The following is a 13,010-nucleotide window of genomic DNA, read 5'->3' on the forward strand; positions in this document are numbered from 1 at the left end:
CAGCCTGGCCGTTCGAGCCGGACGGCGCGAGCATCCCCGGTGCGCGGGTCACCACCGGTCGTGCACCTGCGGGCGGATCAGTTCGTCGTAGACCTCGCGTACCCCGGTCAGTTGTGCGGCCGTGAGGGGCGGCAGGTCGGCGGCGGCAGCGTTGCGCCGGGCCTGCTCGGCGTCGCGGGCGCCGGGGATGACGACTGTGACGCCGGCCTGGTCGAGCACCCAGCGCAGCGCGAACTGCGCCATCGTGCGGTCGGAGTCGACCAGTGGCGCGAGCCGACGTACCGCGGCCAGGCCCTGCTCATAGTCGACCCCGGAGAACGTCTCGCCGACGTCGAACGCCGCGCCGTGCCTGTTGAAGTTGCGGTGGTCGTCGGCCGGGAACTCGGTGTTCTCGTCGTACCGCCCGGAGAGCAGGCCGCTGGCCAGTGGCACCCGGGCGATGATGCCGACCCCGGCCTGCGCCGCCGCCGGAAGCACCTGCTCCAGTGGCTTGTGCCGGACCGCGTTGAGGATGATCTGGACGCTCGCCACACCGGGCCGGGCGATGGCCGTGAGCGCCTGGTCGCAGGTCTCCACGCTGACGCCGTACCCGGCGATGGCCTTCTCGGCGACGAGGGTGTCCAGGGCGTCGAAGACCGCATCGTCGGCGAAGACGGCGGTGGGCGGGCAGTGCAGCTGGACCAGGTCCAGGGTGTCCATGCCGAGGTTGGCCCGGGACCGGTCCGTCCACTGCCGGAAGTTGGCAAGGGTGTACGCCTCCGGGCGCTGCTCGACCCGCCGGCCCATCTTGGTGGCAACGGTCAGACCGGCGTCGGGACGGGAGCGCAGGAAGCGGCCGATGAGCTGCTCGCTGCGGCCGTCGCCGTACACGTCGGCGGTGTCCAGGAAGGTGACCCCGGCGTCGACGGCGGCCGTCAGCACCGCCATGGCGTCGGCCTCGCTGACGGTGCCCCAGTCGGCACCGAGTTGCCAGGCACCCAGGCCGACCACTCCGACGGTCCGGCCGAGCCGGTTGAAGCTGCGCTGTTCCATGCCCTGAGCCTAGTGATCGGGTTGCCGGCCTGCCACGGGAGCCATATTGTCAAACAAGACGGACGTACGGTTTGGGAGGCTGCGATGTGGGATCCGACGACGTACCTGCGCTACGGCGACGAGCGCTCACGCCCGTTCCACGACCTGGTGGCCCGGGTCGGGGCGACCCGCCCCCGCGCGGTAGTGGACCTCGGCTGCGGCCCCGGCCAGCTCACCGCGACCCTCGCCGAGCGGTGGCCCGCCGCCCGGGTCCTCGGGCTCGACTCCGCACCCGAGATGATCGACCAGGCCAGGGCCCTGCCGACGCCCGTCGAGTTCGCCGTCGCCGACCTGTGCGACTGGCGGCCGACAGGCGACGAGGACGTGGTCGTCACCAACGCGGCGTTGCAGTGGGTGCCCGGCCACCAGGAACTGCTGCGACGGTGGGCCGCCGACCTGCCGGCCGGCGCCTGGCTCGCCATGCAGGTCCCCGGCAACTTCGACGCGCCATCGCACCGGGCGCTGCGCGAGGTCGCCAACCGGCAGGCGTGGCAGGCCGAGCTGGCCCCGCTGCTGCGCGCCGACCCGGTCGACGACCCTGCCGACTACGCGCAACTGCTGACCGCCGCGGGCTGCTCTGTGGACGCCTGGGAAACTACCTATGTGCATCTGTTGCCGGCCGCGCCCGCCAACGACCATCCGGTGCTGGCCTGGATGGAGGGCACCGCGCTGCGCCCCGTCAGGGCCGCGCTGGACGCCGCCGGCTGGTCGGCCTTCCGGGCCGAGTTGGGGGTACGGCTAGCCGCCGCGTACCCGGTGCGGCAGGGTCAGGTGTACTTCCCGTTCCGTCGTGTCTTCGTCGTCGCCCGCACCGGCGACCGTGCCCAGGAGAATCCGTGACCGACCTGTCCACCTTCATCGCCGGCCTGCCCAAGGTGGAGCTGCACGTGCACCACGTCGGCTCCGCCTCGCCCCGGATCGTCGCCGAGCTGGCCGCCCGGCACGAGGGACGCACGCCGGTGCCGGCCGACCCCGAGGCGCTCGCCGACTACTTCGAGTTCCGCGACTTCGCGCACTTCATCGAGGTCTACCTGAGCGTCGTCGACCTCATCCGTGACCCGGAGGACGTCTGGATCCTCACCCACGAGGTGGCCCGGGAACTGGCCCGCCAGCACGTCCGCTACGCCGAGCTGACCATCACCCCCTACTCGCACGTGAGCAGGGGCATCCCCGCGCCGGCGTTCTGCGAGGCGATCGAGGACGCCCGCAAGCGCGCCGCCGCCGACTTCGGCCTCGACCTGCGCTGGTGCTTCGACATCCCCGGTGAGGCAGGCCTGCCGGCGGCCGAGGAGACGCTGCGCGTCGCACTCGACGAGCGCCCCGACGGGCTGATCAGCTTCGGGCTGGGCGGCCCGGAGATCGGCGTACCCCGGCCGCAGTTCCGGCCCTTCTTCGACCAGGCCCGCGCGGCCGGCCTCCGCTCGGTGCCGCACGCCGGGGAGACCACAGGCCCGCAGACCGTCTGGGACGCGCTGCGCGAGCTGGGCGCCGAGCGGATCGGGCACGGCATCTCCGCCGCACAGGACCCGGAACTGCTCACGTACCTGGCCGAGCGGCAGATCGGGATGGAGATCTGCCCGACGTCGAACGTACGGACCCGGGCCGTGGCGAGCCTCGACGAGCACCCGCTGCCCCGGCTCGTCGAAGCCGGGCTGCTTGTCACAATCAACTCCGACGACCCGCCGATGTTCGGCACCACCCTCAACGACGAGTACGCGGTGGCGGCCCGACTGCTCGGGGCAGGTCCGCGGGAGCTGGCCGGGCTGGCCCGCAACGCGGTGACCGCGTCGTTCCTCGACCCCGCCGGCAAGCAGCGGATCATCGCCGAGATCGACGCCCACCTCGCCACCGCGAGCTGAGCCCATTGCGCGGGCCGGACGGGCTCGCGTGGCGGGGGAGCAGGGCGCGCGGCGGGAGCGTGGGGTGTGGGGGGACCTGGACTCCCGCCGCGCGCGCGGCTCCACCGGCCCGTGGGTGCGCGATGCGCTGACCGGTGGAACTGGTGGGTTCGTTTACTGATCCTGGCAGCCCGCGACCGCTTCATCACGCTCGTTAATTGCGATCTAAGGAAGACTTGCGCCAGCGCACAGCCCGCGCCCGTCAGCCGCCCTCGGGAGGGCGCCGATCAGGTGTCGGTGGGGCGCTGCCGGGGCCAGCGCCGGCCGCTCGTCTTCGGGTCCCGGGCGTCCCGCGCCATCCGACCGACCAGGCCGAACCGGCTGACCTGACGGGGCGTAGCCTCCGGGTCGGCGAGCAACATCACCACGCTGGCACCACCGAGCCGCGCCCGGTCGATGCTCACCGATCCGTTGGCCTGCAACGACACCCGCTTGGCGATGTCCAGGCCGAGCCCTGTCGAGCCCTGGTCGCTGGTGCCCCGGCGCAGCGCCCGGTCCGGGTCGGGGATGCCGGGGCCCGCGTCGTCCACCCGGATCGCCACGTACCCGTCGCGGCGGGACACGGCCACCTCGAACGCCGTCCCCTGCGGGGTGTAGCGGAAGACGTTGCCGATCACCGCGTCGAGCGCGGCGGCCAGTTCGGCACGCGGCACCGGAGCGGGGATGCGCAGCTGCGCCCCGATCACTCGATGCGGCCGGTTCTGGTCGCCGGCCAGCGCGGCCCAGAAGACCATCCGGTCCCGCACCACCTCGCTGACGTCACACATCGCCGGCCCGGCCTCGTGCGCCACCGCCTTGCGGGTGGTCTTGATCAGCACGTCGATCTCACCTTCAAGGGTGACGATCGCCTGCCGGATCCGCCGGATGCCCCGCAGCCGGTCCAGCTCCGCCTGACTGAACGAACCCACGCTCGTGTCGTCGGACTCCAACGCCTCAGCGTCCAGCCGGAGCACTGTCAACGGGGTACGCAGCCGGTGTGACAGGTCCGCCACCAACTCCCGCTCGTCGGTGCGGGCGGCGTCCAGCCGATCGGCCATCCGGTTGAACGCGTACCCGGCCTCGGCCAGCTCGCGGGGGCCGGTCGGCTCCACGCGTACGCCAAGGTCGCCGTCGCCGATCGAGAGCGCCGCCTTGACCAGACCCCGCGTCGAGTCCACCGCGCGGGCGGCGACCCGGTCGACCACGATCACCGCCGCGCCGACCATCGCCGCGCCGACGGCGAACAGCAGCAACCACGTGCCGCCGGCGCCCTCGCCCAGCCGCGAGTCCGGTACGAAAACCTCGACCACCGCCGTCTGGTCGCCCAGGACCACAGGGTCCAGTCGGACCACCCCGCCGTCGACGTCGGCGACAAGCGAGCGCAGGTCGGCGCGGGCCCGCGCCAGGTCGCTGTCGCTTGCCCGGCCGGCGGACTCGTCCAACCCGAGCCCGTGCACCACCGGCCGGGTCGGGGCGCCCTCGGCGCTGGCCACCACGGCCCGCTCGACCACCGCCGGGTCGGTGCTCACCGCCAGCGCCCCGGTCACCAGCGCGCTGCGGCGGGCCGCGTCGGCGATCGCCTCCTCGCGGGTCTGCTCACGCAGACTCAACCCCAGTGGAACCAGGAAGACGAGCGCGACGAGGCTGCACATGCCGGCCGTGAGAAGGGCCAGCGCTGTCCTCAGTCCGGTGCCACCAGCCGGAACCCGACCCCCCGCACGGTGCGCAGGTAGCGCGGCTTCGCCGCGGACTCGCCCATCTTTCGGCGAAGCCAGTACAGGTGAACGTCGATGGTCTGATCCTCGCCGACCGATGGCTGCCGCCATACCTCCTCCAAGAGTTCGCGGCGGGACACTACCCGCCCGGGTCGTGCGGCGAGATAGGCCAGTAGGTCGAATTCCTTGCGGGTCAGCGCCAGCGGCTCCCCGTCGAGGACCGCGCTGCGCTCACCGACGTCCACCCGCAGCCCGCCCACGACGTGCACCGCCGGCTGCACCGTCCGGCTGGCCCGCCCGGCCCGACGCAGCACCGTGGTGATCCGGGCATCCAGGTGGGCACCGGTGAACGGCTTCACCATGTAGTCGTCGGCACCGGCGCGCAGCAGCTTGACCACGGACTGCTCGTCGTCGCGAGCGGTGGCGATGATGATCGGGATGTCGGTGATGCCACGCAGCATCCGCAATGCGTCCGAGCCGTCCAGGTCGGGCAGGCCCAGGTCCAGGACGACCAGGTCAGGTGTCTCCGCGGCGACCCGGCGCAGCGCGTCCAGCGCTGTGCCCACGGCGTGCACCGCGTGCCCCCGGTCGGCGAGGGACCGCAGCATCGCGCCGCGTACGACGTGATCGTCTTCGACCAGGAGCACGGAGGCCACGACAAGACCGTACTTTGCCTGGCAAGTTGATCGCGTTGCGACGTACCTGGGAACGGGGCAAGCTGGTACAGCGATGTCCTTCACCCTGTTTGCCGACGCCCGCCTGGCGCTCGCCCGGGACAGCCTCGCCGGCCTCTCCACCGGCGACGCGCTCGGCGCGCAGTTCTTCCTGTCGGGGCCGGCACCGGAGCAGCTCACCGAGGCGACCCTGCCGCCGCCGCCCTGGGAGTGGACCGACGACACCGAGATGGCCTGCTCGGTGGTCGCCGAGCTGGCCGCGTCCGGCAGCATCGACAGGGACCGGCTGGCACTGGCGTTCGCCGAGCGTTGCGCCGCGCAGCGGGGCTACGGCCCCGGCGCGATGTTGATCCTGCGGCTGATCCGCACCGGCACCCCGTGGCCGGTGGCCGCCGCGTCCGCCTTCGACGGGCAGGGCTCCTGCGGCAATGGCGCGGCGATGCGGGTCGGCCCGCTCGGCGCGTACTTCGCCGACTCCACGGCCCGTGCCGCAGCGCAGGCCCGCGCCTCGGCCGAGGTGACCCACGCGCATTCCGAGGGGATCGCCGGCGCGGTCGCCGTGGCCGTCGCCGCCGCGCTCGCCGCCCGGGCCCGCCTCGACGGCCACCGGCCCGCACCGGACCGGCTGCTCGCCGGCATCGCCGCCGCCATCGACCCGGGCACCGAGGTGCACCGCTGTGTGCAGCGGGCCATCGGGCTGCTCGGCCGGCCGCTGCCCCGGGTGGTGGCGGCGCTCGGCAACGGCTCGCGCGTGACCGCCCAGGACACCGTCGCGTTCACCCTCTGGGTCGCGGCCACGTACCTCGACGACTACCCGGCGGCGATCCGGGTCTGCGTTCAGGCCGGCGGGGACGTGGACACCACGGCCGCCATCGCCGGCGCGGTAGTGGCCGCGTACACCGGCGTCGGCACGCCCGGGGGAGTGCCCGAGGCATGGCTGGCGGCCCGCGAGCCGCTGCCATCCTGGCTGCCCTGACCGCCGGGCCGCGGGGTGCTCTTACTGACCGGCGTCCTGCCCGCGTGGCGGCCCGGCCTCACCGGCTGCGCGCGACAGCCCGCCCTCCCGGGGGTGGGTCACGTCACGCACGGAGGGCGCCTCGCTCGGGCAGGGGGAAAGGTCCGTCGGTGGAGGGCGCGGTGGGCCTCAGCCGCTGCGGGCAGGAGTCGCTGCCGAGGCCAGTTCTGCGGCGGCGGTCGGCAGCGTCGACGCGGCCGGGCTCTCCGGCAGCGCAACTGCCGCCTCCGTGGATGCTGCCGGGCTGTCGGGCGGCGTAGCTGCCGACACCGATTCGGCCTCCGTAGCGCCGGTCACCTCGGCCAGCGCCGTGCGTTCGGCCGGGTCGCGGCGGCGCAACCGGCTGACCAGCCAGCCGATCGCCGCGCCGCCGCCCAGCCCTGCCACCAGGCCGGCGGCCAGCATGGCGTCGGCGTTGCCGGACTCCTCGCCCGCGCTGTTGGTCCCGGCCACCGCCGCACCGTCGGCGCCGGCCCCGCCATTGGTGCCGGCCCCGCCATTGGTGCCAGCGCCGTCGTCCGCACCGGCTCCTGGGCCGGCCGCCGCGCCGGCTGCCGGGGCGCCGTGACCACCATGCCCGGCGGGTCCGGCCGCGCCCGCCGCCGCGGGCAGGAGGGTGAGCACCGGGGCCGGATGCGCGCCGTCGGCGCCGGCCCAGCGGACCACCGTCCCGTCGGCGTACGTCTGGACGACCTCGAAGGTGAGCCGCTCGGTCTGCGGCAGCGGGCCCATGGACAGCGCCAGGCGGGCCGGGCCGGGCGTGCTCGCGCCGACACGAACCCAGGTCACCGCGGAGGTCACGGTGCTCACGCCGCCGGAGTGGATGCCGGCGACCGGCTTGTCGAGCGTACGGGAGCTGATCTTGGGAGCCCAGCCGTCGACCGACATCGGGTAGACCTCCGCCACCGGTGCGTCGGCCGGCAACCGGACCTCCACCTGGCGGGTGGTGGTGCCGGCCCGCTCCTCGGGCACGCTGAACTCCAGCCGTACCGCGTCACCCTGCCGGGCCTGGGTCGGAGTGGTCGTCACATCCGCCGCGTACGCCGCCGTGCCGGACCAGAGCAGCAGCCCGGTGGCGGACAGCGCGGTCACCGCCGCGATCCGCCGCAGGCGGCCACCGCCGTACGTGCTCGCCATCTCGTGCCCCCATCCGTGTCGACGCGACCGGCACCGGTTCCGGCCACACCTGATAGTTCGGCTGCCGGGCGCGAAAGGTTCAATGCCGGCCGTTCACACGGTGCCCTTCCCTGCCGGGGATGGGTCGACCGATAGCATCGGCAGGAGCCGAGGACGGCCCCGTTTCGTACCACTTGAAGGAGTCACCGTGTCCGCACCCCGTACCCCCGCCGTGGCCGACCCTGTCGTCGTCGCCGCCGGGACGACGGCGGCCGACGCGGTGGCCGCGGCCGGACTGCCCGCGAACGGCCCCAAGGCGATCGTCGTGGTCCGCGACCCGCAGGGCCAGCTCCGTGACCTGGACTGGGTGCCGGCCGAGGAGACCGTCGTCGAGCCGGTCAGCCTGGACTCGCCCGACGGGCTCAACGTGCTGCGCCACTCCACCGCCCACGTGCTCGCCCAGGCTGTGCAGGACGTCTTCCCCGAGGCCAAACTCGGCATCGGCCCGCCGATCGAGAACGGCTTCTACTACGACTTCGACGTCGACAAGCCGTTCCAGCCCGACGACCTCAGCAAGCTCGAAAAGCGCATGCAGGAGATCATCAAGTCCGGGCAGCGGTTCCGCCGTCGTCGCTTCGGCAGCCTCGACGAGGCTCGCGCCGAGCTGGCCGAGGAGCCGTTCAAGCTGGAGTTGATCGACGTCAAGGGCGAGGGTCTGGACACGGCCGAGGTGATGGAGGTCGGCGGCGGCGAGCTGACCATCTACGACAACCTCGACGCCAAGGAGGACAAGGTCTGCTGGTCGGACCTGTGCCGCGGGCCGCACCTGCCCACCACCCGACTGATCGGCGCGTTCAAGCTGATGCGCTCCGCCGCCGCGTACTGGCGCGGCTCGGAGAAGAACCCCCAACTGCAACGGGTGTACGGCACCGCGTGGCCGACCCGCGACGAGCTGAAGGCGTACCTGAAGCTGTTGGAGGAGGCCGCGCGGCGCGACCACCGGAAGCTCGGCGCGGACCTGGACCTGTTCAGCTTCCCCGACGAGATCGGGTCCGGCCTGGCGGTCTTCCACCCCAAGGGCGGGATCATCCGCCGCGAGATGGAGCAGTACTCGCGGCGGCGGCACGAGGAGGCGGGGTACGAGTTCGTCAACACCCCACACATCTCCAAGGCGCAGCTGTTCCAGACCTCCGGGCACCTGCCGTACTACGCGGACACGATGTTCCCGCCCATGCAACTGGAGGGCGCGGACTACTACCTCAAGGCCATGAACTGCCCCATGCACAACCTGATCTTCAGGTCGCGTGGGCGTTCGTACCGTGAGCTGCCGCTGCGCATGTTCGAGTTCGGCACCGTCTACCGGTACGAGAAGTCCGGCGTCGTGCACGGCCTGACCCGGGTCCGTGGCCTGACCCAGGACGACTCGCACATCTACTGCACCCGCGAGCAGATGGCCGGTGAGCTGTCCACGCTGCTCAGCTTCGTGCTGGACCTGCTGCGCGACTACGGCCTCGACGACTTCTACCTGGAGCTGTCGACCCGGGACGACTCGCCCAAGTTCATCGGCGCCGACGAGGACTGGGCGGAGGCGACCGAGGCGCTGCGGACCGCCGCCGAGACCTCCGGTCTGGATTTGGTGCCCGACCCGGGCGGCGCGGCGTTCTACGGGCCGAAGATCTCCGTGCAGGCGCGGGACGCGATCGGCCGGACGTGGCAGATGTCCACGATCCAGGTCGACTTCAACCAGCCGGAGCGGTTCGGGCTGGAGTACCAGGCCGCCGACGGCACCCGGCAGCGGCCCGTGATGATCCACCGTGCGCTGTTCGGCTCGATCGAGCGGTTCTTCGGTGTGCTCACCGAGCACTACGCGGGGGCGTTCCCGGCCTGGCTGGCGCCCGTGCAGGTGGTCGGCATCCCGATCCGTGAGGACCACACCGACTACCTGCACGGCTTCGTCGCCGCCCTGCGCGCGGAGGGCATCCGGGCGCAGGTGGACGCGGGTGACGACCGGATGCAGAAGAAGATCCGCACCGCGCAGCAGCAGAAGATCCCGTTCATGGTCATCGCCGGTGACGACGACGTGGCCGCCGGGACGGTGTCGTTCCGCTACCGCGACGGCTCCCAGCGCAACGGGGTGCCGATCGCCGAGGCGGTGACCCACGTCCTGGACGTGGTGAGCTCCCGCACGAACGTCGGCCCGTCCGCCGCCGCGGAGTAACGCACCGCGGCGGCGCGGGCCGGGGTGGCTGTCAGATGCCGCAGTTCGGCGCTGACCAGCCGCCTACCGCCGCCACGTGGGTGTGGTCGTTGTGGGCCGGGTAGCCGGGGCCGAGGATCTGCCCGAACCCGTGGTAGCGGGCCTGCTGGGCCAGCCGGCAGAACGAGGGCGACCCCACCAGGTCCACTCCGTCGCCGTACATGTGCCTGCTGTTCGATGCCCCGCCGACCGCGTTGTTGCAGGCGGCGCTGCGGAAGCCGCTGCTGATCACGATGTTCACGTCCCCGAGGGCGTGCCGTAGGGCCTGGAGCTTCCACATGGACACGAGCGCGTTGAACCGCGCTGTGCTCGCCGAGACCGCGCCGCCGGACCAGGTGCTGTTGCAGTTGTTCAGCTCGGCGTAGCTGAAGTTGGCAGGCGTGCAGTCGTCGTCCTGGAGGGCGTAGAGGCGGTTGAAGGTCTGCGCTCCGGCCACCCCGTCGGCGGAAAGCCCGTACGCCTGCTGGAAGCGGATCACCGCGGAGCGGGTGGCGGCGCCGAACGCGCCGTCGATGGTGAGCACCGCGGCGTAGCCGGGGTAACCGGCGACCCGGATCTGGAGTTGCCGTACGTCTTCGCCGGACATCCCCTGGGAGAGAGCGCGGCCCCAGGTGTAGCAGCCGTCCGCCTGTGCGGCACCGGCGGTGAGGGTGACGCCGGCCACAGTGGTGGCGGCGGTCAGAGCCAGTGCCGCGAGGATCCTGCCGAGCCTTTGGATCATGTACCTCTCCATCGCTAAATGGAACTGTGTGAATGCATGGAAGTTTCAGGTATTGACGTCGATCCGTCAACAACTTGCAGCAAGTGGGGTTTCCTGGCGATGGGTGTCGCGGCTCGCCCGCACGGCTCCGTAGGATCGGCTCGTGACAGGGGCGGAACGGCACACGGACAGCGGTGGCATGGCGGACGGCCTGGAGCGGCTCTGGACGCCGCACCGGATGACCTACATCTCCGGCGAGGACCGCCCCACCGAGGGCTACGAGAAGCCGACCGGCTGCCCGTTCTGCCTGGCCCCGGGGCTGCCGCCGGAGGAGAGCCTCGTGGTGGCCCGGGGCGAGCGCGTCTTCGTGGTGCTCAACCTCTACCCGTACAACCCGGGGCACCTGTTGATCTGCCCCTACCGGCACGTCGCCGACTACACCGACCTGGACGTGCCGGAGACCATCGAGTTGGCGTCGTACACCCAGACCGCCATGCGGGTGATCCGCAAGGTGAGCAACGCGCACGGCTTCAACCTGGGGATGAACCAGGGCGGCGTGGCCGGCGCCGGCATCGCCGCCCACCTGCACCAGCACGTGGTGCCCCGCTGGGGCGGCGACGCGAACTTCATGCCGGTGATCGGCCGCACGAAGGTTCTGCCGCAACTGCTCAGCGACACCCGCGAGCTGCTCAGCCGCGCCTGGCCGTCCTGACGTACCCCGCGCGGGTTGTGGTGTTCCGCGCCCGACCGGCGCGGCGTCCGCGCCGGTCGCGCTAGTCGGCGCGCAGCAGGGCGGTCAGCTCCGGCCAGCTCCGCACCTGGTGTACGAGGGGGAGCAGCGCCGCGTGGGCGTCGACCTCCGCCGGACGGGGCCGGAACAGGTAGCGGTGCGGCACCGATTCGAGGTAGCCGAGCACCTCCAACCGGTCGTCCACGAAGTGGGTGAGCCCGAGCCGCTGCGCGATCGGCGCCTTGGCCGGCCGGGTCCGGCAGAAGTGCACCCGGTCGACGGGAATCCCGGTGCGGGCCGGGAAGCCATGATGGGCCAGCCAATCGCGGGTCCGCTGCTCGGTGGTCGCGCCGCACTTGGACACCAGGTGCACCTCGTCGAACGCCGGCCCGAGCGCCGCGAGCGCGTCGAACGCCCCGTCCACAGCGGGCGTACGCAGATAGTTCGCGCCGAAGAAGGACGTGTCGGCGTCCTCGTCGGCCGGTTCGATGAGTACGCCGCCGATGTCCACGCCCAGCCGTCGCATTCCGCCGATCATGCCGTACCGCGCCGATCCCCGCCGTCACGCAGGCGTAGCACGGGGAGCGCTACGCCTCGACCCGGCCGAGGTGGCACGATCTGTCGATGGCAGTCACAACACGGACGTTGGGGCGCAGCGGCATCGAGGTCAGCGCCCTCGGCATGGGGTGCTGGGCGATCGGCGGCCCCTGGGCGGAGGGCACCCAGCCGCTGGGCTGGGGCGCGGTCGACGACGACGAGTCTGTGCGGACCGTACGCCGGGCCCTCGACCTGGGCGTGACGCTCTTCGACACCGCCGACACGTACGGGGCCGGGCACAGCGAGCGGATCCTCGGCCGGGCGCTCGCCGGCCGCCGCGACGAAGCCGTGATCGCCACCAAGTGGGGCTACACCTTCGACGAGGCGGCCCGCCAGGCGACCGGGGAGGACGCCTCGCCGACGTACCTGCGGCGGGCGGTGACCGAGTCGCTGCGCCGGCTGGGCACCGATCGGATCGACCTCTACCAGCTGCACCTGGCCGACCTTCCGGTGCCCCGCGCGGAGGCGCTCATCGACACCTGCGAGAGCCTCGTCGCCGAGGGCCTGATCCGGGCGTACGGGTGGAGCACCGACCGACCCGACCGGGCTGCCGCGCTCGGGCACACCGCACCCGGCGCCACAGCGGTGCAACACAACCTGTCGGTGCTGCGCGACGCCCCCGAGCTGCTCGCCGTCTGCGACAAGTACGACCTGGCCAGCATCAACCAGGGGCCACTGGGGATGGGGCTGCTCACCGGCAAGTACACGGCGGCCTCCACGCTGCCCCGCGACGACGTACGCGGGCTGGCCCCCGGCTGGCTGGAGTGGTTCCGTGGGGGACGCCCCGCGCCGGAGTGGCTGCGCCGGGTGGGAGCGGTCCGTGCCGCGCTCACCGCCGACGGGCGCACCCTCGCGCAGGGCGCGCTGGGCTGGATCTGGGCGCGCAGCGGGCGCAGCATTCCGATCCCTGGCTGCCGTACCGTCGCCCAGGTCGAGGAGAACGCCGCCGCGTTGCAGTGGGGTCCACTGGCGCCGGACGTGTTCGTCGAGGTGGAACGGCAGCTCGCCGCCCTACGCACCGCCGCCCTCCGGGACGCCGACCGCCCCCACTGGCCCCGTCCCACCCACCCAGTCACCCACCCGTAAAGCTCCCGCCCTTCACCTGCGCCAAGTCACGGCCCTCCGCCCGGCCCCGCGCGCCGTGCCTGTCCTCCGCGCGCCGTGCCTGTCCTCGCGCGCTGCCGTCCCGCCCCGCTGTCCCCGCGCGCCGTGCCCGCCCTCCGCGCGCCGTGCCCGCCCTCCGCGCGCCGTGCCCGCC

12 protein-coding genes are annotated in these 13,010 nt (G+C 72.7%); 6 read left to right on the top strand and 6 right to left on the bottom strand.

The genetic code is table 11. From position 1 onward, the window contains the following. Positions 1-48: 48 nt before the first annotated feature. Positions 49-1,032: an aldo/keto reductase gene (locus tag ADK66_RS09055; RefSeq protein WP_053653465.1), complete on the bottom strand. Its 984-nt coding sequence runs from the start codon at positions 1,030-1,032 to the stop codon at positions 49-51. Between the two features lie 84 nt (positions 1,033-1,116). Here ADK66_RS09055 and ADK66_RS09060 point away from each other — a divergent pair, with 84 nt between their 5' ends. Together ADK66_RS09060 and ADK66_RS09065 are read left to right on the top strand one after the other, a co-directional pair. After that, positions 1,117-1,911: a trans-aconitate 2-methyltransferase gene (locus ADK66_RS09060; protein WP_053653466.1), complete on the top strand. Its 795-nt coding sequence runs from the start codon at positions 1,117-1,119 to the stop codon at positions 1,909-1,911. Continuing rightward, positions 1,908-2,930, top strand: coding sequence for an adenosine deaminase (locus tag ADK66_RS09065; RefSeq protein ID WP_053653467.1), 1,023 nt, complete (start codon positions 1,908-1,910; stop codon positions 2,928-2,930). The genes ADK66_RS09060 and ADK66_RS09065 overlap by 4 nt, the downstream gene beginning before the upstream one ends. A 266-nt stretch (positions 2,931-3,196) precedes the next feature. On the opposite strand, the gene ADK66_RS09070 is transcribed toward ADK66_RS09065, so the two are convergent. Both ADK66_RS09070 and ADK66_RS09075 read right to left on the bottom strand, forming a co-directional pair. Beyond that, complete coding sequence (locus ADK66_RS09070) at positions 3,197-4,600, bottom strand: HAMP domain-containing sensor histidine kinase (protein WP_197281465.1); 1,404 nt, start codon at positions 4,598-4,600, stop codon at positions 3,197-3,199. Between the two features lie 29 nt (positions 4,601-4,629). Further along, positions 4,630-5,319 carry a response regulator transcription factor gene (locus tag ADK66_RS09075; protein WP_053653468.1) on the bottom strand — a complete coding sequence of 230 codons (690 nt, stop codon included), beginning with the start codon at positions 5,317-5,319 and terminating at the stop codon, positions 4,630-4,632. A 73-nt stretch (positions 5,320-5,392) separates the two neighbouring features. Between ADK66_RS09075 and ADK66_RS09080 the strand changes: the two genes are divergently transcribed. Next, positions 5,393-6,313 carry an ADP-ribosylglycohydrolase family protein gene (locus ADK66_RS09080; RefSeq protein ID WP_053653469.1) on the top strand — a complete coding sequence of 307 codons (921 nt, stop codon included), beginning with the start codon at positions 5,393-5,395 and terminating at the stop codon, positions 6,311-6,313. A 168-nt stretch (positions 6,314-6,481) separates the two neighbouring features. Here ADK66_RS09080 and ADK66_RS09085 read toward each other — a convergent pair whose 3' ends face one another. Continuing rightward, positions 6,482-7,489 (bottom strand): DUF1775 domain-containing protein, encoded by a 1,008-nt coding sequence (locus ADK66_RS09085; protein WP_053653470.1) that lies wholly within the window; start codon positions 7,487-7,489, stop codon positions 6,482-6,484. 187 nt (positions 7,490-7,676) lie between these two features. Between ADK66_RS09085 and thrS the strand changes: the two genes are divergently transcribed. Continuing rightward, positions 7,677-9,686 carry a threonine--tRNA ligase gene (gene thrS / locus ADK66_RS09090; RefSeq protein WP_053653471.1) on the top strand — a complete coding sequence of 670 codons (2,010 nt, stop codon included), beginning with the start codon at positions 7,677-7,679 and terminating at the stop codon, positions 9,684-9,686. 31 nt (positions 9,687-9,717) lie between these two features. On the opposite strand, the gene ADK66_RS09095 is transcribed toward thrS, so the two are convergent. Further along, positions 9,718-10,446: a D-Ala-D-Ala carboxypeptidase family metallohydrolase gene (locus tag ADK66_RS09095; RefSeq protein WP_053653472.1), complete on the bottom strand. Its 729-nt coding sequence runs from the start codon at positions 10,444-10,446 to the stop codon at positions 9,718-9,720. Positions 10,447-10,624: 178 nt separating this feature from the next. On the opposite strand from ADK66_RS09095, the gene ADK66_RS09100 reads away from it, so the two are divergent. After that, positions 10,625-11,137, top strand: coding sequence for an HIT domain-containing protein (locus ADK66_RS09100; protein WP_197281466.1), 513 nt, complete (start codon positions 10,625-10,627; stop codon positions 11,135-11,137). 61 nt (positions 11,138-11,198) lie between these two features. Here the strand turns inward: ADK66_RS09100 and ADK66_RS09105 are convergent, their stop codons facing one another. Next, complete coding sequence (locus ADK66_RS09105; RefSeq protein WP_231639972.1) at positions 11,199-11,681, bottom strand: hypothetical protein; 483 nt, start codon at positions 11,679-11,681, stop codon at positions 11,199-11,201. A gap of 98 nt (positions 11,682-11,779) precedes the next feature. Here ADK66_RS09105 and ADK66_RS09110 point away from each other — a divergent pair, with 98 nt between their 5' ends. Further along, positions 11,780-12,838 carry an aldo/keto reductase gene (locus ADK66_RS09110; RefSeq protein ID WP_053653475.1) on the top strand — a complete coding sequence of 353 codons (1,059 nt, stop codon included), beginning with the start codon at positions 11,780-11,782 and terminating at the stop codon, positions 12,836-12,838. The last annotated feature ends 172 nt before the right edge of the window (positions 12,839-13,010 follow it).

The sequence above is a fragment of the Micromonospora sp. NRRL B-16802 genome (genome assembly GCF_001279555.1).
GTDB classification, from domain to species: Bacteria; Actinomycetota; Actinomycetes; order Mycobacteriales; family Micromonosporaceae; genus Micromonospora; species Micromonospora profundi.

Excerpts from the sequence above, each read along its gene's own strand:
- ADK66_RS09105 (WP_231639972.1), bottom strand. The coding sequence starts at position 11,681 with ATGCGACGGCTGGGCGTGGACATCGGCGGCGTACTCATCGAACCGGCC.
- ADK66_RS09100 (WP_197281466.1), top strand. The coding sequence starts at position 10,625 with ATGGCGGACGGCCTGGAGCGGCTCTGGACGCCGCACCGGATGACCTAC.
- ADK66_RS09060 (WP_053653466.1), top strand. The coding sequence starts at position 1,117 with ATGTGGGATCCGACGACGTACCTGCGCTACGGCGACGAGCGCTCACGC.
- ADK66_RS09110 (WP_053653475.1), top strand. The coding sequence starts at position 11,780 with ATGGCAGTCACAACACGGACGTTGGGGCGCAGCGGCATCGAGGTCAGC.
- ADK66_RS09095 (WP_053653472.1), bottom strand. The coding sequence starts at position 10,446 with ATGATCCAAAGGCTCGGCAGGATCCTCGCGGCACTGGCTCTGACCGCC.
- ADK66_RS09080 (WP_053653469.1), top strand. The coding sequence starts at position 5,393 with ATGTCCTTCACCCTGTTTGCCGACGCCCGCCTGGCGCTCGCCCGGGAC.
- ADK66_RS09055 (WP_053653465.1), bottom strand. The coding sequence starts at position 1,032 with ATGGAACAGCGCAGCTTCAACCGGCTCGGCCGGACCGTCGGAGTGGTC.
- ADK66_RS09070 (WP_197281465.1), bottom strand. The coding sequence starts at position 4,600 with ATGTGCAGCCTCGTCGCGCTCGTCTTCCTGGTTCCACTGGGGTTGAGT.
- ADK66_RS09085 (WP_053653470.1), bottom strand. The coding sequence starts at position 7,489 with ATGGCGAGCACGTACGGCGGTGGCCGCCTGCGGCGGATCGCGGCGGTG.